20 protein-coding genes are annotated in these 20068 nt (G+C 44.2%); 14 read left to right on the forward strand and 6 right to left on the reverse strand.

The window, feature by feature from the left end:
* Positions 1-658: 658 nt before the first annotated feature.
* Positions 659-1144: a CRR6 family NdhI maturation factor gene (locus OSCIL6407_RS0114465; RefSeq protein ID WP_007357170.1), complete on the reverse strand. Its 486-nt coding sequence runs from the start codon at positions 1142-1144 to the stop codon at positions 659-661.
* A gap of 142 nt (positions 1145-1286) precedes the next feature.
* A complete protein-coding gene (locus OSCIL6407_RS31840) occupies positions 1287-3428 on the reverse strand; it encodes an ATP-binding protein (RefSeq protein ID WP_019487370.1) in 2142 nt (713 codons plus the stop codon).
* A gap of 559 nt (positions 3429-3987) precedes the next feature.
* Here OSCIL6407_RS31840 and OSCIL6407_RS0114480 point away from each other — a divergent pair.
* Complete coding sequence (locus tag OSCIL6407_RS0114480) at positions 3988-5037, forward strand: pentapeptide repeat-containing protein (RefSeq protein ID WP_007357172.1); 1050 nt, start codon at positions 3988-3990, stop codon at positions 5035-5037.
* Between the two features lie 147 nt (positions 5038-5184).
* Here OSCIL6407_RS0114480 and OSCIL6407_RS0114485 read toward each other — a convergent pair whose 3' ends face one another.
* The gene (locus tag OSCIL6407_RS0114485) at positions 5185-6516 is read right to left on the reverse strand and encodes a D-alanyl-D-alanine carboxypeptidase (protein ID WP_007357173.1); all 1332 of its coding nucleotides are present in this window, start codon (positions 6514-6516) and stop codon (positions 5185-5187) included.
* 18 nt (positions 6517-6534) lie between these two features.
* A complete protein-coding gene (locus OSCIL6407_RS34300; protein WP_173401174.1) occupies positions 6535-6819 on the reverse strand; it encodes a hypothetical protein in 285 nt (94 codons plus the stop codon).
* A gap of 98 nt (positions 6820-6917) precedes the next feature.
* On the opposite strand from OSCIL6407_RS34300, the gene plsX reads away from it, so the two are divergent.
* From plsX to OSCIL6407_RS0114530, 9 genes are all read left to right on the forward strand, one after another.
* Positions 6918-7952, forward strand: a complete 1035-nt coding sequence (gene plsX / locus OSCIL6407_RS0114490; protein ID WP_007356972.1) for a phosphate acyltransferase PlsX — start codon at positions 6918-6920, stop codon at positions 7950-7952.
* 149 nt (positions 7953-8101) lie between these two features.
* A complete protein-coding gene (locus tag OSCIL6407_RS0114495; protein WP_007356971.1) occupies positions 8102-9100 on the forward strand; it encodes a beta-ketoacyl-ACP synthase 3 in 999 nt (332 codons plus the stop codon).
* Positions 9101-9273: 173 nt separating this feature from the next.
* Positions 9274-10155, forward strand: coding sequence for an ACP S-malonyltransferase (fabD, locus tag OSCIL6407_RS0114500; protein ID WP_007356970.1), 882 nt, complete (start codon positions 9274-9276; stop codon positions 10153-10155).
* 162 nt (positions 10156-10317) lie between these two features.
* Positions 10318-11028: a PspA/IM30 family protein gene (locus OSCIL6407_RS0114505; RefSeq protein ID WP_007356969.1), complete on the forward strand. Its 711-nt coding sequence runs from the start codon at positions 10318-10320 to the stop codon at positions 11026-11028.
* Positions 11029-11037: 9 nt separating this feature from the next.
* The gene (locus OSCIL6407_RS0114510; protein WP_007356967.1) at positions 11038-11979 is read left to right on the forward strand and encodes a phosphate ABC transporter substrate-binding protein; all 942 of its coding nucleotides are present in this window, start codon (positions 11038-11040) and stop codon (positions 11977-11979) included.
* Between the two features lie 22 nt (positions 11980-12001).
* Entirely contained in the window at positions 12002-12277 is a 276-nt protein-coding gene (locus tag OSCIL6407_RS0114515; RefSeq protein WP_007356966.1) for a BrnT family toxin, read from the forward strand.
* Positions 12240-12527, forward strand: a complete 288-nt coding sequence (locus tag OSCIL6407_RS0114520; RefSeq protein WP_007356965.1) for a BrnA antitoxin family protein — start codon at positions 12240-12242, stop codon at positions 12525-12527. Before OSCIL6407_RS0114515 ends, OSCIL6407_RS0114520 begins: the two co-directional genes overlap by 38 nt.
* Before the next feature lie 131 nt (positions 12528-12658).
* Positions 12659-13297: a lysophospholipid acyltransferase family protein gene (locus OSCIL6407_RS0114525; RefSeq protein WP_007356964.1), complete on the forward strand. Its 639-nt coding sequence runs from the start codon at positions 12659-12661 to the stop codon at positions 13295-13297.
* A gap of 172 nt (positions 13298-13469) precedes the next feature.
* On the forward strand, positions 13470-13763 hold the full coding sequence (locus OSCIL6407_RS0114530; RefSeq protein ID WP_007356963.1) for a DUF2288 domain-containing protein: 294 nt from the start codon (positions 13470-13472) through the stop codon (positions 13761-13763).
* A 52-nt stretch (positions 13764-13815) separates the two neighbouring features.
* Here the strand turns inward: OSCIL6407_RS0114530 and OSCIL6407_RS0114535 are convergent, their stop codons facing one another.
* Together OSCIL6407_RS0114535 and OSCIL6407_RS0114540 are read right to left on the reverse strand one after the other, a co-directional pair.
* Complete coding sequence (locus OSCIL6407_RS0114535) at positions 13816-14412, reverse strand: YdcF family protein (RefSeq protein WP_007356962.1); 597 nt, start codon at positions 14410-14412, stop codon at positions 13816-13818.
* Between the two features lie 821 nt (positions 14413-15233).
* On the reverse strand, positions 15234-16037 hold the full coding sequence (locus OSCIL6407_RS0114540) for a TIGR01548 family HAD-type hydrolase (RefSeq protein ID WP_007356959.1): 804 nt from the start codon (positions 16035-16037) through the stop codon (positions 15234-15236).
* An 88-nt stretch (positions 16038-16125) separates the two neighbouring features.
* Between OSCIL6407_RS0114540 and OSCIL6407_RS0114545 the strand changes: the two genes are divergently transcribed.
* From OSCIL6407_RS0114545 to obgE, 4 genes are all read left to right on the forward strand, one after another.
* A complete protein-coding gene (locus tag OSCIL6407_RS0114545) occupies positions 16126-16452 on the forward strand; it encodes a 30S ribosomal protein PSRP-3 (RefSeq protein ID WP_007356958.1) in 327 nt (108 codons plus the stop codon).
* 149 nt (positions 16453-16601) lie between these two features.
* The gene (locus tag OSCIL6407_RS0114550; RefSeq protein WP_007356957.1) at positions 16602-17675 is read left to right on the forward strand and encodes a class I SAM-dependent methyltransferase; all 1074 of its coding nucleotides are present in this window, start codon (positions 16602-16604) and stop codon (positions 17673-17675) included.
* Between the two features lie 145 nt (positions 17676-17820).
* The gene (locus tag OSCIL6407_RS0114555) at positions 17821-18522 is read left to right on the forward strand and encodes a Mo-dependent nitrogenase C-terminal domain-containing protein (RefSeq protein ID WP_007356956.1); all 702 of its coding nucleotides are present in this window, start codon (positions 17821-17823) and stop codon (positions 18520-18522) included.
* 460 nt (positions 18523-18982) lie between these two features.
* On the forward strand, positions 18983-20035 hold the full coding sequence (obgE, locus tag OSCIL6407_RS0114560) for a GTPase ObgE (protein WP_007356955.1): 1053 nt from the start codon (positions 18983-18985) through the stop codon (positions 20033-20035).
* The last annotated feature ends 33 nt before the right edge of the window (positions 20036-20068 follow it).

The following is a 20068-nucleotide window of genomic DNA, read 5'->3' on the forward strand; positions in this document are numbered from 1 at the left end:
TCGCGCATCCTGGCCTGGAGTGCGATTTCCACTCTGAGACCGGACGACTCCAGCGCCAGCGGCAAATAATCGGGTGTTATGTTCAAACTTCCAGCGCAATAAACTTCTCATTGTTGATGGTAACGGCGATTCCTCCAAATCTAGCCAGTTCTTTAACTTGTCTTATACATTTAATCCGGTTAAAGTGCTGGGTCTGTGGGTTGCGATCCTATATCAATCCGCTACCTAATTCTGTAACTTTAATGTCAAACATGGTACTACAGAGTCAGGGATTAGCAACTGGGAAAGGAAACCTTGACAAAAATGCAACTATAGCTAATTGGCTAAGGATTAGCCATAGCAATTAGTCCTTGGTATTTAGCAATTACTAACTACCAATTATCCTGATTCTAATGCCACTAAAAATCACTATATAACTATCTACTTAATTAGATAGATGGCAGTAGGTGGCTGAGGGTATTAGTGGAAAAAGGTTAACCTACGGGGAATTTATGGCTATCTCAGAACTTACGCACTCAACCAAAGAAACCGGGTTTTTTGACGAAAATACTTTGCCCTTATCCACATACGATCGCAAAAACCCGGTTTCTGAAGCCATAAGCGTAAGTCCGATATTCTGATAAGGCTAATAATAGCCATAAATCCCCTAATTAAGATATCATTTATGACCAAAAATCAGATCGAAAAAACCATCATCTAAGTCATAACCAAACATCTGTGACATCGACATCAACTTGGATTTACCTGCAATTCCCTGTTGATTTAACCAATCCGTTAGCACAAAAATTTTGTGCATCAAAAATATCTCTAAAGCTTCCGGGTTATACTGAATTCCCTCCTTTTTATGAAACTGATGTGGCACTAGCATTGCTGCATATCGAGCTAATTCTCCCCCTTTCCAATCTAACAAAAATGGCAGCCAAGGATAGGAAGCATCTAACCGGATAAACCACAACCTCACTTCAGGAATCTCGGAAAGTTCTCGCGGATCTAGGGGATCGCGAGGATAGTCGATTTCAAACTTTAACTGTTGTTCGCTAGAGGCGATCGCGCCCTCTTCCAGCCACTTTTCAATCACCGTCTGAACCGATGACAGATCTAAATTATTTATACACTCAGAATTTAGCGAAATCACAATAGTCATAAAATCTCAACCTAATCGATCTTAGCTATTAGCTATCATACCAGTAATCAGCAAAAGTTGAGTTTATAAATCATTTAAAAGTGCTATAGACCTACTTAGCCACTACCCATCGCTAATTCCCTCTCTCCCTGAGTATAACCCACTAGCGGATCGTCGCTGGCAATTTAATAGTAAAAATAGAACCCTTTCCCAATCTACTTTCAACCTGAATATCTCCCCCCATCATCTGGCAAAATTTCTTAGTTATAGCAAGTCCTAAACCACTACCGTCATATCGCCGCGTTGCAGACTCATCTGCCTGAGTAAAAGCTTGAAAAACTTTCCCAATTTGCTCAGGACTCATCCCAATTCCAGTATCGCTGACTTTGAAAATAATCCATTCTTCCCCAGACATAATTTCCGATTCTTCTTGGTGATTATTGCGATGTCTGTATACCTCTAAATTAACGTAGCCGCCTTCAGTAAATTTGCTGGCATTACTTAATACACTAAACAAACATTGGTGAGTTTTGATGACATCACCATACATAGTCCCAATATCTTCTGGGCAGTTAACGGTTAAAATATTAGCCCTTTTTTCAGCCAAAGGTTGAAGAGTATTTACTACATCCTTAACTATAGTCTCAATATTAAATAATTCTAAATCTAGCTGTATCTGACCCGATTCTATATTCGACACATTCAAAATATTATTAACAAGTAACAACAAATGTTTGCCCGCACTATTTATTTTTTGTAAATCGGGGATAAAATTATCCAACTCAATCTCTAAAAATTCTTCAGCTAACATATCACTGTAACCGATAATCGCATTTAAAGGAGTGCGGAGTTCGTGGCTCATATTGGCTAAAAACAAGCTTTTAGCTTTGCTTGCCTCCTCAGCTTCAGTCCGAGCTTTTTGCGCTTCTTCATTTTTGGATTGCAAGTTAGTGAATAGTTTTTGTAACTCCCAAGCCATCTGATTAAAAGCCTTAGCTAAAATTCCTAATTCATCTTTACGGTTAATATTTACTCTTTGGTTCCATTCCCCATTGCACAAAGTTTCTGCTGCAACTGTCAGATGAGTAATTGGTTGAATAATGCGGCTAGTTAGTATCCATGTCAAACCGCCTACACCCAAAACGGCAATGATGGCAATCGCGATCGCTAATTTCAAAAATAACTTTTCATTTTCTAAAGCTTCGTGTTCTTGCTGCAAAATAATTACCCCCCAGCCTATGTCTAACTTTTTCCCATAGGATAGCCATTTTACACCTCGATCGTCAGTAAAAGAAAATGTGCCTGTTTGACCCTTTAATAAATTTTTGACTGCTGGATAGTTACTAAGGTTAGTTAGGTGATCTCCCGATACAAAATTGGGGTCAGGATGGGCTAGGACTGCACCATTTTCATCTACTAGGAAAGCAAAGCCTGTTTTCCCCAATCGTACTGCCCCAACTACGTGAGCCAGATCGCTAAGAAATGTGCCGATGATCGCTACTCCTTTTGTTTTAGCTCTTCCATTTATAGGAGTAGAAGATAATTTGTCTGATAGCACTAATTTTTGTACTTCATCAACTGAATCTTCTTGCGGCGAGTGAGTTGCTAAATCTAGAAGTTGTTTAGTTGTAAGATTGACAGTACCGTTATCGGGTAAACCAGGATAAGCTTTCTGAAATTGGGAGACTGCTTTGGCTGTTGGGCGATCGTAATTACCAGTAATTAAGCCTTTGTAGTAGTCAAGTGTTTTAAGTTGCTCCTGTAATTCTTTTACAGACAAACTTCTATTACCGGGATAAATATTAGTAAATTCTCGAATCGGTGTAGAGAAGATCATCGCAGGTTTCCCTGTGCTGTAAGAAATCACAGCTTGGCGGGTAATTTCATGACCGGCAATTGCATTTTTAAACCACTGGCGATGGCCTCGGTAAATGCGATCGAGTGGCTGACCATTGCCGCGAGAAATAACATAACCTTCTAAATTGTAAGTTTCCACAGCATATATGTGGTTGTAGGTGCGGTTAATAGCAGTAACTAGCGGCAATTGCTGGCTGACATCCATGCTGATCGTGTTGGGGTTGTGGCTGAGGCTGTATAAAATCCGAACATTCATTTGTTCCCACCGCGAGACACTTTCCGTCAAGACATCTGCTTTTAATTCAAGATGCTGTTTGGCTTGGGTGCGGATAATCTCGGCGGCGCGATCGCTAGCAAACCAGATAGCAACTAACATGGCAGGTACTACTCCCACCATTACGCCAACTGTCATTTGGAATCGCAAACTTACGAAAAATGATCCTTTCATCACAGCATTATTTGTTAAGAAACAAGATCGTTGGAGACATGGTGTTTACTCTAGGTTCCTTCATTTTTAATATCGATCTAAGTAGTTTTGTGAGAATATATACATATAATTGGATTTAGTTCTACCTAAAATCCCTATTCAGGATAAAAATAATCCATTGGTACTCCTTCCTGGAGTTGTGGAAATTTGCGGTTGATAGCTATTAGCTACACTTAGACCCTTTTTGCGCGTAAAGGCAAAAAGCAGCGACCTAAAGAGCTGTGACCTTTCCACTATGTCATAGGTTCGGGGATGGTGGCTATGATAATTTTACTGATGAGTGTTGCTATAGTTAGTACGATTGGATAGTATAGCTAGCGTCGGGCGGGTGCTGAAGCTCGTAAAATATTAAGATATTACAAAGCTTTTCCTAACTGCTAAGAAATGAGGCGAGCGAATTTGTTATAATCGCCAATACCGCTCATTTTCCGATGGTGGAAGATGCGCCAACTGAGGAAAAGCGAATCCGAGAGTTTTTGCTATCTATCTATAGCTTAGCTAAATCAGGAGACTTGCCCGCATGAAGGAGCTAGATCAGTATTATAAGGTTCTAGGGTTATTGCCAGGGGCTTCCCAAGAAGAAGTTAACCAGGCTTATAAGGATTTGGCGTTTATTTGGCATCCAGATCGTATCCCTAATGATAATCCCAGACTGCAACAAAAAGCTCAAGAAAAACTTAAGGAAATTAATCAAGCACGGGAAAAATTACGGGCAATTAAAGTCACTCCTGGATCGGCGCGATCGCCCAAGTCGAAAGAGTCGTCTCGCTATGCTCAATCTCAAGCACAATGGCGATCCCAATCTGAAGCGCAATCTCGCTATCAATCTTCTGCTCAAGCAAAATCCGAAGCGCACTCTAGCTATCAATCTTCTACTCAAGCAAAATCTCAAGCTCAATCTAGCTATCAATCTTCTGCTCAAGCAAAATCTCAAGCGCAATCTCCCTATCAATCTTCTACTCAAGCAAAATCTCAAGCGCAATCTCCCTATCAATCTCCTACTCAAGCAAAATCTCAAGCGCAATCTCCCTATCAATCTCCTACTCAAGCAAAATCTGCTGCTCAATCTTACTATCAATCTCCTGCTCAACCTCAAGCTCAATCTTACTATCAACCTCCTGCTCAATCTCCTGCTCAATCTTACTATCAATCCCCTCCTCAATCGCCATCCTATCCTACTTCTCCCCAGCCTAATCAAAACACAAGTCCCGATTTAAGCGGAGCAGACTTTAGGGGAGCTTCATTGAAAGAGAAGGATTTATCAGGTAGAAATTTAAGTAATGCTAACTTAAGTGATGCCGATTTGAGCGATGCTTTCCTGCATAATGTAAACCTCAAAGGAGCAAATTTGTACAAAGCAAATTTATTTAGAGCCAACCTTTTGTCAGCCTGCTTAACCAATGCCAATTTGAGAGAAACTAATTTAATTGGAGCAGATTTAAGCGGTGCAGATTTGAGTGGTGCTGACTTAACTGGAGCGAAAATTGGTTACGGCGATCGCATTCTAGTAAAACTGACGGGAACTAAGTTAACAGGAGCAATTTTACCAGACGGAAGAATTCATCAATAGAATTGCTAAGACGGTTAGGGGCTAGGGGCTAGGGGCTAAGGGCTAGGGGCTAGGGAAAGAAAGGAAAGAGAAGGGACTGAGAGGGTAGAGGCTAGGGGAGAACAACGAACAACGAACAACTAACAAAGAACAACTAACAACTAACAACTAACCCCCGATCAGAATATCATTACGATTTGCCGCACCCAAAGCAGGTCTAGCACCGTTAATGTGGGGCGTAATTGCAAAGGGTAAACTTGGTGCGAGTCCCCACTTGTTCACCAACTGCTGCAAGAACAAATCTTGTTCACTTCTCAATCCATCCCAATCACTACCGCGATTAACAATTGCGAACCAAACCAAACCCCGATCGCGCGTTGGTATAACTCCAGCCAAAGCAATCACACGATCTAAAGTCCCAGTTTTCGCAACAGTTCCTTTAGGAATATGGCGATGTTCCAATGTCCCTTTATCGCGTCCCGACACTGGAAATAGATCGGCAATTGTTAGATTAGTGCCGTACAAATAACGTTGAATTGCTTGTAGCATTGCACAGACAGCCCTGGGAGAAATCCGATTTTCTTCCCCTAATCCAGAACCATTAATCAATTGAACTTCTGACTGCGGAACCCCAGCCGCCCAAGCAGCTTGCTGCTGTACAACTTTCGCCCCGCCGACAACATCAGCCAGCATTTCCGCCATCTCATTATCGCTGTAGATATTCATTTGCTTAAGAATTTCCGCTAGCGGAAGCGATCGCCTTTTTAACAGCAAGCGGCCACTAGCCACAGATTTCTTAGCTACAACATTACCCGCGATCGCCACACGAGGTCGAGCAGTTCCCGGAGGCATCTTATAATACAAACCCTTAACTGCCGACGACCAAATTGTAGAATCGAGCCCCTCCCGCAATAACTCCCCCGCCACCATTGGATTCGAGTCGTAATTCATCCAAAACTTGCCCACAATCACCAAATTGCCAGCAACCCGATTAATCCCCATCTTATTCAGAGCATTACCAACAGCGATCGCCTCCTCCCAAACAAACAACGGATCGCCCCCACCCTCAACTACCAAATCCCCCCGTAAAACCCCATTCTTAATCGGCCCAGTAGCACTCAGCCGCGTTTCAAACTGATAATTCGCCCCCCAAGTTTGCAGCGAAGCCAAAGAAGTCGCAATCTTCGTCAGTGAAGCCCCAGGCACCGGCACAGTCCCCTCATTACTCACCAGAGGTCTAATTCCCGACTGCATCCACACCCCCTGAGAACCCTCAAGCATCCCCTTTGCCGATAACTGCTGTAAGTATCCCTGTACCGCCGCTGCTGTAGCTCCATCAGGATTGACCAAAGGCGACTGGCTAACATCGCCACCAGCCAAAACCAAGCCAGATAGCCCCCCTTCCCAAGCCAGCACCGCAGCAGCATTCAGCCCAACTTTTTGTAGGCCCGCCGCTTCCAGCCATAAAGAAATTATCCCAGAACTCAATAATTCCAACATTTTTAACTCCTATAGCACTTACACAGTCTTAAAGAGGATACGGAGCGAGGAAGATGGGGAGGATGGGGAAGATGGGGAGGATGGGGAAGATGGGGAGGATGGGGAGGATGGGGAGGATGGGGAGATAAATCCTCCCCATCCGACCGCGCTCCTCTGCTCCTCTGCTCCTCTGCTCCTCTGCTCCTCTGCTCCTCTGCTCCTCTGCTCCCCTGCTCCCCCGCTCCCCCGCTCCCCCGCTCCCCCTCGCCTCCCCCGCTCCCCTCGCTCCCCCGCCCCCGCTCCCCCGCCCCCCCGCTCCCCCATCTTCCCTTTAGAACCCATCGCAAATACAGAATTCCTAGTTATGACTTGTGTATCCAGACTTCCTGGTAGAATTTTTAAGGTTTCTCATACTTTGGTCAATGGGATCGAATCGCGCAAGGATTGCAATAGACGCTATGGGTGGGGATCACGCCCCCGCTGAAATTGTTGCGGGAGCGCTGAAGGCACAGGAAAAATTAGGGGTGGAAATTTTGCTCGTGGGCGACCCAGAGCAAATCGAAGCCTCGCTCAAGCAACATCATGCCTCACCTCACCCAGAAATCGTTCCCTCTGAGGGGACGGTAGAAATGCACGAAGAGCCTTTAAGCGCCTTAAAACGCAAACCCAAGGCTTCAATTAACGTGGCAATGGACTTAGTAAAACAGCAACGAGCCGACGCTGTGGTGTCAGCCGGTCACTCAGGAGCCGCGATGGCCGCAGCCCTGCTGCGGTTGGGCCGACTCCCTGGCATTGACCGCCCTGCGATCGGCGCTGTTTTGCCCACAATGGTATCCAGCAGACCGGTACTCATCCTCGATGTCGGTGCTAATGTAGACTGTCGCCCTAAGTATTTAGAGCAGTTTGCCGTCATGGGAACGATTTACAGCCAGTACGTACTCGGAGTTACCGAGCCCAAAGTCGGACTTCTCAACATTGGGGAAGAACCTTCTAAAGGAAACGACCAGGCGGTACGCACCCACCAGATGTTAGTTGATAATCCTCAGATTCCTTTTATTGGAAATGCTGAAGGTCGTGACGTACTTTCTGGTAACTTTGATGTGATCGTTTGCGATGGGTTTGTGGGTAATGTCTTATTGAAGTTTGCAGAGGCAGTAGGCGAAATTGTCCTGCAAATGTTTAAAGAGGAATTGTCCTCTGGGATCGAAAACAAAATTGCTGCCAAGATGTTGCAACCAAGTCTGAAGCGGTTTAAGCAGCGGGTAGACCACGTTGAACATGGAGGTGGTTTGCTTTTGGGTGTGGCTGGAGTTTGCATTATCAGTCATGGCTCATCTCAAGCAAATTCCATCAGCAATGCCATTCGTCTGGCAAAAGAAGCGATTGATAACCAAGTGCTAGAGCGCATTCAGTCGCAATATCAGAAAAGCGGTCAGGAACAAGAAGCTAGAAGTTAGAGGAAGTTTGCAGGAATTAAAAATTGAAAAGGTAAAATCAAAAAGCTGTATTACTTATTATTAATAGTAGTTTCAGCTAATCAAAGCAACCTTTTTAATTTTTAATTTTTAATTTCTCCAACTGGTAGCTAATTATTGGGAGAGGAAAGTTGCAGCAATCAGGGATAGGTATTGCCTTGACAGGGAGCGGCTCTTGTACGCCGCAAGTTACCCTAGATAATGATGGACTCAGTCAGATCGTGGAAACATCTGACGAGTGGATTAGTTCGAGAACGGGGATTCGCCAAAGACGACTGGCGGATGCTGAGACTTCTGTGTGCGCGATCGCAGTCGAGGCATCCAAACAGGCGATCGAAATGGCACAAATAGCACCAACAGATATCGACTTGATTATTTTAGCCACCTCAAGTGCTGACGATTTATTCGGCACTGCTAGCCAAATTCAAGTTCAGTTAGGCGCAACCAAAGCTGTAGCTTTTGATTTGACAGCCGCTTGTTCTGGCTTTGTTTTCGGGTTAGTAACCGCCGCGCAATTCATTCGCACTGGGGCGTATCAAAATGTCTTATTAATTGGCGCTGATATTCTCTCCCGCTGGGTAAATTGGTCAGATCGAGGCACTTGTGTTTTATTTGGCGATGGTGCGGGTGCAGTCATAATGCAAGCCAACGATCGCGATCGCCTTTTAGGATTTGAAATTCGCAGCGATGGCACCCAAAATGCCTGTCTCAACCTAGCTTACCGCCCCCAACCCAAAGAATTAGTTCCAGGCGTTACCATCGGTCAAGGCGCTTATCAACCTATCACCATGAACGGTCAAGAAGTCTATCGCTTTGCCGTCAAAAAAGTCCCCGAAGTTATTGAAAAAGCCCTCTTCCGCTCAAACATCAGTGTAGAGGAAATTGACTGGCTCCTGCTACACCAAGCTAATCAACGAATTCTCGACGCAGTAGCTCAGAGGTTAAAAATCCCCCCACAAAAAGTAATCAGCAATCTCGCTAATTACGGCAACACCTCAGCAGCTTCAATTCCCTTAGCTTTAGATGAAGCTTTGCGACAAGGTAAAATTAAACCAGGCGACGCGATCGCCGCTGCTGGTTTTGGTGCAGGATTGACCTGGGGAGCAGCAATTTTTCAATGGGGGCGTTAAACGGCTAACAGTCAGTTATTACAAAAGGGAGATCGGAACTAATGAAAGAAAATTACATAAAAAGAAAACGGATTTAACAACTATAACGAATTTGACAAATTACCAGTTAACAGTTAACAGTTAACAGTTAACAATTACCAATTACCAATTACCAATTACCAATTAGCAAAAAAATGACTAAAACAGCATGGGTATTTCCCGGTCAAGGTTCTCAGGCAGTTGGAATGGGTGTAGATTTGTTAGAACTGCCAGGAGCAAAAGCCAAATTTAGCCTCGCAGAACAGATTTTAGGATGGTCTGTCCCCCAACTCTGCCAAGGTGATGAAGAGAAACTTTCTCGCACCCTTTATACTCAACCTTGCCTTTACGTTGTCGAAAGTATTTTAGCAGACTTAATGCGTCAAAAAGGCCATTACCCCGCTGTAGTTGCAGGTCACAGTCTAGGAGAATACACCGCTCTTTATGCCGCAGGTGTATTTGACTTTGAGACAGGATTGCGCCTAGTTAAACGTCGCTCCGAACTCATGGAAAGCGCCTCCGGCGGTCAAATGGTAGCCTTAATGGGATTTGACCGTCAACAACTTGAATTACAAATTCAATATAGCCAAGACGTAGTGTTAGCAAATGACAACAGCGACGGACAAGTAGTAATTTCTGGAAAACCTGCGGCAGTTGAGGGACTTTTAGCAAAGATAAAGGTAAAACGCGCCGTTAAATTAAACGTTTCAGGCGCATTTCACTCACCTTTGATGGCATCAGCAGCGGCAGAATTTCAACAAGTTTTAAAGTCTACAAGATTTTCAGATGCCAAAGTATTTGTACTCTCAAATGCTGAACCAGCACCGACTACAAATGCAGCTACTTTGAAGCAGCGTTTAACTCAACAGATGACCAAGGGTGTGCGGTGGCGCGAAATCTGTTTGCAATTACCCCAAGAGGGTGTTGAAAAAGTGATAGAAATCGGCCCCGGCAAAGTGCTGACAGGTTTAATTAAACGCAATTCTCCTGATTTAGAGTTAGAAAATGTCAGCACTGCCGCTCAAGTACCGAATTAATTTTTAGTTAACTATCCTTTAACCTTTTGTCGGGTGGGCGCTCATAATTATTCGTAATAATACTTACGGATTTAAATCAGAGCGCCCACCTTACTTTCTACATTGCTACCTTCCAAAATCCTGTAGTACACTGGGTGTAAAAATAAAATTCACCAAGCCCTTATGAAAAAAGTAATTTACTGGTTGATGGGCGAAAAGGCAGGCAGAGCAATAGTCGGTACTTGGAATTGGCTGTGGGGAATACCAGTGGAATCTGGAGGCCAGGTAGCAGTAGAGGTAGCCGAGCAATCTCTACGCTCAATGCAGGAATCAGTGCAAAAACTGGCAGCAGCAGTCGCTACTCAAGTCGCAGCTTACCAGAGGGCCAAGCAGAAATATGAAGCAAAAATTAAGGACTTACAGACTTTCGAGCGCCAAGCAATGACGGCTCAACGCAACGGTAACGAAGATGCGGCGCGTTTGGCAATGTCGAAGGTAATTCAAATCGAGCAAATTTTGCCGCAGTTAGAAGAACAGGTAAAACAGGCCGAAAATTACGTGAATGCTTCCAAAGACAAATTAAACCGCGAACGGCAAAAGCTGGAAGCTTACAAAATGGATATGCAGAATATGAAAGATATGGCTGAAATTAACGCAGCTTTGGGACAAATTGCTAAGGTTAACAATGACCTTAGCATCGATTCTGCCCGCTCCCAATTCGAGCAAGCTAAAAGTGCTGTCCAGCGTCGCAATCTCAAAGAACACGCCTTCGCAGAACTATCAGAAAATCCCCAAGAAAAGCTCCAGGCAGATTTAGAAAAAATGACCGCAGACGACGAAGTTTCCCGCCGCCTGCAAATGTTGGATAGCACTAAAAAACAACTTCCCGAATAAGGAGAATTTATGGCGAAAAGTAGCGGCCCTCCTCCAATTGTTTTTATTCTCATCTTTCTAGCTCTTGCGGCTGCTGGTTATTGGTTCTTCTTAAGACAGCCAGCAGTAGAGACGAATCCCAGTGCTAATATAACTGGAACTACTCCACCACCACCGCCACCGCCGCCACCTACTGCACCAATAGCAGGCGGGTCACAACCTTCTATTGCCTTTGCCGTTCCTGCTTCTGTACCTGCGGGCACTGCGTTGAAGATTGATGGTTCTACTAGCATGGTAACAATTAATCAAAACCTCAAGAATGGCTTTCAGGTGAAGTTTCCGGGGACTAATGTTAATACTAGCGCTAGTGGTTCTAATAAGGGAATTGCTGATGTAGCGGCTGGGAAGGCTGATATAGCAGCCTTATCCCGACCTTTGACATCTCAAGAACAGAGTCAGGGTTTAGTTGCAGTCACAATTGCAGCGGATCAAATTGCTGTAGTTGTTGGTAAGAATAATCCGTTTACTGGTGGGTTAACGTCTGCTCAAGTTCAGGGAATTTTTACCGGAAAAATTAATAATTGGTCTAGCGTTGGAGGTGCAGCCATTCCCATTCAGGTAGTTAATCGACCGCCTGTTAGTGGTACTCATCAATCCTTTAAGGAACTGGTGCTCAAAGGTAGTGAATTTGGCACTACTCCTAATATTAAGACTATGCCATCGGATACTACAACTTTGCTGTTGCGAGAGTTAGGAAATAATGGAATTGCTTATGCTACCTATGCTCAAGTTGCTAATCAGCAAACTGTTCGGGTTATACCTATTGATGGTGTAGCTCCTGGTACTGCTAATTATCCCTTTCAGCGACAGTTATTTTATGTTTACAAGAATCCTCCTAATCCAGCGGTTCAAGCCTTTTTAGGTTATGCGACTTCTCCTGAAGGTAGACAGGCAATGTTGGCGGTAAATTGATTCACGATTTATGAGTTAACGGATGCGTTTCACCTGGGATGAAAATAAGCGACAATTAAATTTGGGCAAACACGGATTTGATTTTGTGGATGCTTCCCAGGTCTTCGAGGGTGCAACATTCACGTTTGAAGATAATCGTTATACTTATGGGGAGCAGCGATTCATTACACTGGGACTGTTAGGCGGGCGTGTGGTGGTGCTTGCCCATACGGAAGTTGGGGATGAAATTCGTGTCATTTCAATGAGGGAGGGAACTAAACGTGAGCAAATCATTTTCTTCCAAAGCCTCTCAAACTAATTGGGAGCGAATTGATACTATCCAAGATGAGGATATTGACCTTTCTGACATCCCAGAAGTGACGGAAGAACAGATGAGGAATGCGGTACTACGGGTTGGCGGAAAACCTGTTGAACGAGGTCAGCGGCGGGTAGATATTCTCCTAGATGCTTTCATCGTGGAATACTTCGAGGGAAAGGCAGGTAAGCAGGGATATCAAGCGCTGATTAATCAGGCGTTGGCAGAGTATATTCATAACCATGACCCTTGAGAATCTTTTGAACTAGGAGTAATAAATTTAGCCGTAAATTGCCTAGTAATCATTGTATTCCCAGTCAAATCTGTGGAATGTTAGTTTAACCTGGTAGGCTAATATAAGCTGTTATTTAAAGATGGTGTTTGGTGAGTAAAAGCCGCGAACCGATTGAGAGTTTAATGCTCTACCACTTGTTCAAGTGGTCAGTTGTTAGTCCCATGCTGCACGTTTATTTTCGGGGTCGCATCTATGGTGCTGAAAATGTGCCTCAGCAGGGGCCGCTGGTGGTAGTCAGCAATCATGCTAGTGACTTTGACCCCCCGATTCTCTCTTCTTGCATGAAGCGGCCTGTGGCTTTTATGGCGAAGGAGGAGTTATTTGAGATTCCAATTTTGAAAAAAGCTATTTTACTATATGGTGCTTATCCTGTCAAGAGGGGAATGGCAGATCGCAGTGCTATTCGCTCGGCTTTGAGCTATTTAGAGCAGGGATGGGCGACAGGAGTATTTTTGCAAGGAACTCGGACTGCTGATGGTAGGATTACGGAACCGAAGCTGGGGGCGGCTTTGATTGCGGCTAAGGCGAAGGTTCCGCTGTTGCCGGTATCTTTATGGGGTACGAGCGAAATTAGCCGTAAGGGTTCTCCTGTGCCGCGCTCTGTGCCTCTGACGGTGCGGATTGGTGAGGTAATTGATGCGCCTGGTTCTAGCGATCGCGAAGAATTAGAAGCTATTACCCAAAGATGTGCTACCGAGATCAATGCTATGCACGATTTAGGGAGATAATTGGTAATTGGTAATTGGTAATTGGTAATTGGTAATGGCTAATTGCTAATTGGTAATTGCTAATCACTATGATTTATGAAGACAGCAAACAACTAACAACTAACAACCAACAACTAACAACCAACAACCAACAACCAACAACTAACAACTAACAACTAACAACTAACGAATAATGGAAAATTTGAACACACAGTTAGCAGACAATTTGGATGAGGCAAATTGGGAGTGGCTGATGCCTCACGTTGAGCGCGATGTTTTGGTGATCGTTGTACCTGAATTAGATTTGCTGGAAGTTGGAGAAGCGATCGCTTCTGATAATGTAAATTTTGTGCAGCGTTGGATTAGCGAACAACAGATGACTAAACCATCACCGGAGCAGATAGCTGAATGGAATGAAAACCGGGCTAAAAAATTCAATGCTTTGATTGTATCCCCTTATGTGTTAATTCAAGAACAAACCAATTAGCGATTAGCCATTAGCCATTAGCCATTACCAATTACCAATTACCAATTACCGATTACCGATTACCAATTTTTAATTGCCCAAGGCTAGCTCCTGTATAACCAGTAGTTAACCAAACAATAGCTCTAACACCATCTCTAACTACTTTTTCAATTGGTTCTGGGGCTCGTCCAGAGGGAACGGGGATCGCCTTAAAACTAATACCTCTACTACCTAAAACTATCTCCCCAATAATCCGAGCTCGCCTCATGTGGTCGTCAGAAGTAATCAAATAAACACTTTGAATGCCTTGAGCTTTTAACTCATCCACTAGGGTTGTAAAATTAGTCACCGTATCCACAGCTCGGTAATCTAGATGTAAACGCTCTGGATCGATCCCGGCCTCCGCAAATACCCATTCTGCATATTCTGGATTGCTCCCAGAAGATACCCAGATAGGCAATTGAGGATGTTCGCGGGCAAATTTGGCTGCAAACACCTCTCGCTCCGCAGCGCCCCCTAGTACAAATAAAGCCTGGGGTTGCTCCCAATAACTTTTGATTTGATTAAACCCAAACCAACACACAATCAAAAGCACCATCAGAAACCAACTTTTACTAGAAGTTTTAGAACTTCGATAACGTCGCCTGCTTAAACCAATATTCAACCGCATTATATGTACAAAAACTCTGGCTAGCTGACAGAGGAGCCTTGATATAACATCCGACAGGCATACCCTACCAACAGGAATCAAAAATTAAAAATGAAGGGTATTCATTTTTAATTTTTAATTTTTAATTCTTAATTATTTAACGGGACTGGCCGGATTTGAACCGGCGACCTAGCGCTTCAGATTTGTGTGAGTTTCCCCACTCTCTGGACTATTCCTTCACCGTAGACTTGTAGCCTTTAGGTGGTGGCCGTATGTTTAAGGAGATTTGTTTAAGCTCCTTAAAGCCAGTCTCTGCACCTTCTTTACCCGTTGTTGGGTAAAGCTTGGCTCAAGATTACCATATCTGCTGTCAGACTTAGGCTTCCTTGAGTTTGACCACATTCACTCCCGGAGTTTCCTCGCAGGGTGCCCGATTTTTCAGGAGGCGCTTGCTCTATCCATCTGAGCCACAGCCCCAAATACGAAATCGTTATGATGATAGCATTGCTAACTCGATATTTACGTATTTACGATCGCAATTTTTTCAGGATTGAGACAAAATTGTTCGTAACGCCGCCCTTGCTAGGGGAAGAAGGGGCTAGGGGCTAGGGGCTAGGGGCTAGGGGAAGGGGCTAGGGGCTAGGGGCTAGGGGCTAGGGAAGAAGGGAATATAGGGAATATAGGGAATATAGGGAATAAGGGAATAAGGGAATAAGGGAATAAGGGAATAAGGGAATAAGGGAATAGAATCAGCGGGTTCCAGCAATCGTAGGCGTAGCCAGCCGGAGGCATCGTGTCTTAATTGCCTTGGTGAATGCTATAATTACTCCCTCTGGGCGGCGTTACGGTTGATATGCGATCGCTAATTTCTCAATTTCTACTGGTGTCAACTGCTTAACATTGCTGAAAACCATTGCTGCACCTGCATTTATCAAAGTAGTAGTGTAGGATTCGCGGCGTTCTTGAGTCTGCTGAACGTGAGGGGGCAAAATTCCTACGCCAACCCAAACCCTAGACGGCTGAAGTTTTCGGGCTTTTTCAACTGTGTACATATCAGCAACGGTGTCACCGACATAAATCACTGGGGTAGATTCATCTATTCCCTGCTGACTTTGCAGTTGCTCAACTGTTGCGAATAGTCCAGTCGGGTCTGGTTTGCCGGGTGCATCTTCCATCGCCACAAGCACTGGTGAGGTTAAGCCGAGTTTACCTTGTAAGACATAAAGGGCTTCATCTCGCATCGCGCCGCTGAAAAATCCCCAAGCGATCGCCCCTTGAGTTAGACTTTCCAGGTAGGCTGGCTGTAGCAGCAAAGGTTCAGAACAGATATAACCCGTCCAGTTTTCGGGGTTTGTCCCTCGGTAGCGACTTTGGAAAAAGGCGATTAAGGCATCTCGGTCTAAATCAAGGTGCGATCGCAACTGACTTTTACTCTCGAAGTAGCGGTAAACTAACTCTTGGGAAGCATCCCAGTCGTTATTCCACAGACCCTCAGACTTGAGGCTGTCGATATCCTCAGAAGTGGGACGATAGGCGGATGAGGTGAAATGCTCAACTGTATCTGCGATCGCGCGTCGATACGATCCCCCCACGTCACGCACTACTCCATCAATATCAAACACAACAATAACTTTTTGATTTGGCATCGATCCTTAAGCTCTGATAAAATTTAAATTTTGCATCTCTAATCTGCTAAAATTGTGGTACAATTAGCGATTGTATTAATTTTTTAACATGGCTAAGTCTACCCCGGAAGTTGGTTTGTCCAAGTTCATCTTAAAGGTTCTCTGGTTAGAAGAGAACGTGGCACTCGCCGTTGACCAAGTTGTAGGCAAAGGTACTAGCCCTTTGACAGCTTACTTTTTCTGGCCCCGCAAAGATGCCTGGGAAGAGCTAAAAAACGAACTAGAAGCCAAACACTGGATCGCCGACAACGATCGCGTAGAAATCCTCAATAAAGCTACAGAAGTCATCAACTACTGGCAAGAAGAAGGCAGACGGCGGCCAATGGCAGAAGCTCAAGGAAGATTTCCCGAAGTGACTTTTACAGGCAGTAACTAAGTGGTTAACTGTTAACTGTTAACTGTTAACCGTTAACCGTTAACTGTTAACTCTTAACTCTAAGGATTTTATGAGTAATAACGGCACAGTCGAAAGCAATATTAACTCTCGGAGAAACTGTATCGATCGGCTCAAAAACTGTAAGTTTTATGGGCAGTGAAAATACAATTGACAACAGCGAATACTTGCCGCTGATAACTAATTCCGATGTCCTAAAACAGGCTATCCTCTACAAAGTTAATACTCGCGTTATTGCTCGTGGCGAGGTAATTTTCCCTTGCATACCGGGGATGCTTGAGGATTATCTTAAGTGGATAGACCAATTATTTCACGCTCTCGGTCGCCCACTGCCTCCAGAAAAACAAACAGAATTGCGCCAGCTTATAGCAAGTAAATTAGCTACTGGGTTTAGCGTTTCCACTGCTTCCATGCTAATTCTCCAATACGAGTCAGTTCAGCCTCCTCAAACTGGTTTAGCTTGTAAATTAGTAATTGCTAGCTCCACAATGGGAGACCAGTATAAGACATGGGTAGAGACGAGAGAACCACCTCTTTTTGGCTCTCATCCAGATGCTAAATTGATGGCAATTGCTGCTAAATTAGGCGATCCTCGTAAAGTAAGGATTTTGGATGTAGGAGCAGGAACAGGGCGTAATACACTGCCCTTAGCGAGACTGGGCCACCCTGTGGATGCGATCGAGTTAACTGCGGGTTTTGTCGAACAGTTGCGAGTTGCAGTCGAGTCAGAAAAGTTGCCTGTGAATGTGACTTTGGGGGACGTGCTCGATCCGTTAGTGCGGATGCGTCCGGCTAATTACCAAATTGCGATCGCGGCTGAACTAATTTCTCATTTTCGAGAATCCGATCAAGTCCGGCTATTTCTCGCTAAAATGTGCGATTTTCTATGTTCTGGCGGCTTATTGCTATTTAGTGTCTTTTTAACCGCCGATGGGTACGAACCCGATTCCCTAGTGCGAGAAGTGGCGCAAATGTCATGGTCTACCCTCTTTACCCCCAAAGAATTAGCAGCAGCAATGGAAGGACTGCCGCTAGTACAAATCTCCAATGAGTTAGTGTTTGAATACGAACGCCACAACTTGCCATCAGGGGCGTGGCCTCCTACGCCCTGGTTTTCTAGTTGGGCAACTGGCAGAGATGTATTTCCAATGGCAAATGCCCGTCCGCCAATGGAATTACGCTGGATTTTGTGTCGGCGGCTTTAAAAAGTTTTGAGTTTTGAGTTTTGACTTAGGTAATACTTTAAAACGATAGCCATGATTAACACTGTGAAAACTTCCTACACTAATGAATAGATCAAAGTTAGGAGTTTTGAGTTTTGAGTTTTGACTTAGGTAATACTTGGAAACGATGGCCATGATTAACACTGTGAAAACTTCCTACACTAACGAACAGATTGCGGTTTGGCTGCGCGGCTTACTAACCATTGCTTGGGCTGATGGTAATTTTGATGAGGGAGAACAAGATTTGATTGCTTCCTTAACTCAAGCTGAATTTGCAGACGAGGCATCAGTTGATGCGATTTTTGAACCCATATCGCCACAGGAATTAGTGGCTGTTTTAGGGCAAGACAGGGTGACTGCTGAGAATTTCTTGAGGACAGCAGTAATGGTGGCTCTAGCAGACGGTATATATTCTTTCTGCGAAGATGAATTGCTGCATGAGCTTTGCGATGCTTTTGGGGTGAAGGTGGATGCGATCGCAGCTTTGCGACACACTATAGAGGATACGAATAATGCTGCTGCATCAGAGGAAGAGCGTGCATTTAAGGCGGCACGCGATCGCAGCCCCCACAGAGATGTCTTGCAACCTGTTAGAGTATGGCTGGATGGCTGGGAAATCCACGATCCCAGTTTGGCTCATTTTGTCTGCAAAATGATTCCGCCCCAGTGCCCTTTTGAGCGAGACATCACTCTATTTGGCCGCAAGCTAGTTCACATTCCCCCAATGTGTAAACTAAATCCTCTCTACGATCAATTAGTAGGTTTGCGCTTCCGAGCTCTCTCTTATTTGGCAGATGACTGTAAGGAGGATATTTCGGAATACTGCTAATTGGTAATTGGTAATTGGTAATTGGTAATTGGTAATAAATCGCTCGGCGGTTTAAACCGCTACTATACAAACAAAGTCCGCCTGCGCGGACTAGGAAATAAGGGGGATATTTAAGCCAGATTTGCGATCGGGAGAAGGAAGAAGGCAGCTATGCTAAAGATAAAAAGTAGAAAAATTCAGAGTAAATTTGTCAATATTACGAATACCTCGGTCAGCATGAGTTTTTCTTCCTACCTAAATTCTTTTTCATAAATTCTTCCCAATCTTTTAGATAACTAAATCCTTGTTCCTTCTTATCAAAGATGGGTTTCACTTACACTTCAACATCCTAACTTTTACTCCCAATCACCAATTACCCATTACCCATTACCCATTACCTATTACCTATTACCCATTACCTATTACCAGTTAACAGTTAACAGTTAACAGTTAACAATTACCAATTACCAATTACCAAATTATGCAATTCATAGATCAGGCAGAAATTCAAGTCGTAGCTGGCAAAGGCGGCGACGGCATGGTAGCATTTCGGCGGGAGAAATACGTCCCAGCCGGCGGGCCTTCCGGCGGCAATGGTGGCAAAGGCGGTTCTGTAAATATGGTAGCAGTAGAACGCCTACAAACACTCCTAGATTTTAGATACGCCCGCATTTTTAAAGGAGAAGATGGCAAACGCGGCGGGCCAAAAAATATGACAGGAGCTCAGGGAAGCGAACGCACTATTGAGGTTCCTTGTGGCACAGTTGTATATGATGCGGAAACTAACGAACTTCTGGGAGATTTAATTAAACCTGGTCAAACTCTTTGTGTTGCTCAAGGAGGTAAAGGTGGATTGGGAAATAAATGTTTTTTGACCAATTCTAACCGCGCTCCCGATTATGCTATGCCGGGAAAAGATGGTGAAGTACGGATGTTACGGCTAGAGTTAAAACTATTAGCTGAAGTGGGAATTATTGGTTTACCAAATGCGGGAAAATCTACGCTAATTTCTGCTTTATCTGCTGCCAGACCAAAAATAGCAGATTACCCATTTACAACTTTAGTACCGAATTTAGGAGTAGTAAGAAAGCCAACTGGTGACGGCACAGTTTTTGCTGATATTCCAGGGTTAATTGAGGGAGCACACGCGGGTGCAGGTCTTGGCCATGACTTTTTACGCCATATTGAACGCACTCGTTTATTGCTGCATTTGATTGATATTACTGATGAAAATCCGGTTGCCAATTATCTAACTATTCAGGAAGAATTAAAGGCTTACGGGCGAGGTTTGGCGGATAGACAACTAATTTTAGCAGTCAATAAAGTGGATGCGATTGATACTGAAAGTGAGGAAATTCATAGTCTAATTAGCAGACTAGGTGAACTAGCAAAAGCTCCAGTTTTATTGATTTCTGCTGTTAGCCGCGTTGGTTTAGAAGAGTTAATGCAAGAAGTATGGGGTAAACTTGATGAGATGAATGAGAAGGAACGCGAAGAACGCCAGTCTGCGGAGTTAGTAATTCCCCTAAAATAGATTAAGAATTACACAAAAAGAACTTGTTTTTGT

This window comes from Kamptonema formosum PCC 6407 (assembly GCF_000332155.1).
Lineage (GTDB): Bacteria > Cyanobacteriota > Cyanobacteriia > Cyanobacteriales > Microcoleaceae > Kamptonema > Kamptonema formosum.

What these genes read in the sequence shown, in the direction of transcription:
- OSCIL6407_RS0114465 (WP_007357170.1), bottom strand. Translation starts at nt 1,144, where the DNA reads ATGACTATTGTGATTTCGCTAAATTCTGAGTGTATAAATAATTTAGAT.
- OSCIL6407_RS31840 (WP_019487370.1), bottom strand. Translation starts at nt 3,428, where the DNA reads ATGAAAGGATCATTTTTCGTAAGTTTGCGATTCCAAATGACAGTTGGC.
- OSCIL6407_RS0114480 (WP_007357172.1), top strand. Translation starts at nt 3,988, where the DNA reads ATGAAGGAGCTAGATCAGTATTATAAGGTTCTAGGGTTATTGCCAGGG.
- OSCIL6407_RS0114485 (WP_007357173.1), bottom strand. Translation starts at nt 6,516, where the DNA reads ATGTTGGAATTATTGAGTTCTGGGATAATTTCTTTATGGCTGGAAGCG.
- OSCIL6407_RS34300 (WP_173401174.1), bottom strand. Translation starts at nt 6,819, where the DNA reads ATGGGGGAGCGGGGGGGCGGGGGAGCGGGGGCGGGGGAGCGAGGGGAG.
- plsX (WP_007356972.1), top strand. Translation starts at nt 6,918, where the DNA reads ATGGGATCGAATCGCGCAAGGATTGCAATAGACGCTATGGGTGGGGAT.
- fabD (WP_007356970.1), top strand. Translation starts at nt 9,274, where the DNA reads ATGACTAAAACAGCATGGGTATTTCCCGGTCAAGGTTCTCAGGCAGTT.
- OSCIL6407_RS0114505 (WP_007356969.1), top strand. Translation starts at nt 10,318, where the DNA reads ATGAAAAAAGTAATTTACTGGTTGATGGGCGAAAAGGCAGGCAGAGCA.
- OSCIL6407_RS0114510 (WP_007356967.1), top strand. Translation starts at nt 11,038, where the DNA reads ATGGCGAAAAGTAGCGGCCCTCCTCCAATTGTTTTTATTCTCATCTTT.
- OSCIL6407_RS0114515 (WP_007356966.1), top strand. Translation starts at nt 12,002, where the DNA reads ATGCGTTTCACCTGGGATGAAAATAAGCGACAATTAAATTTGGGCAAA.
- OSCIL6407_RS0114530 (WP_007356963.1), top strand. Translation starts at nt 13,470, where the DNA reads ATGGAAAATTTGAACACACAGTTAGCAGACAATTTGGATGAGGCAAAT.
- OSCIL6407_RS0114535 (WP_007356962.1), bottom strand. Translation starts at nt 14,412, where the DNA reads ATGCGGTTGAATATTGGTTTAAGCAGGCGACGTTATCGAAGTTCTAAA.
- OSCIL6407_RS0114540 (WP_007356959.1), bottom strand. Translation starts at nt 16,037, where the DNA reads ATGCCAAATCAAAAAGTTATTGTTGTGTTTGATATTGATGGAGTAGTG.
- OSCIL6407_RS0114545 (WP_007356958.1), top strand. Translation starts at nt 16,126, where the DNA reads ATGGCTAAGTCTACCCCGGAAGTTGGTTTGTCCAAGTTCATCTTAAAG.
- OSCIL6407_RS0114550 (WP_007356957.1), top strand. Translation starts at nt 16,602, where the DNA reads ATGGGCAGTGAAAATACAATTGACAACAGCGAATACTTGCCGCTGATA.
- OSCIL6407_RS0114555 (WP_007356956.1), top strand. Translation starts at nt 17,821, where the DNA reads ATGGCCATGATTAACACTGTGAAAACTTCCTACACTAACGAACAGATT.
- obgE (WP_007356955.1), top strand. Translation starts at nt 18,983, where the DNA reads ATGCAATTCATAGATCAGGCAGAAATTCAAGTCGTAGCTGGCAAAGGC.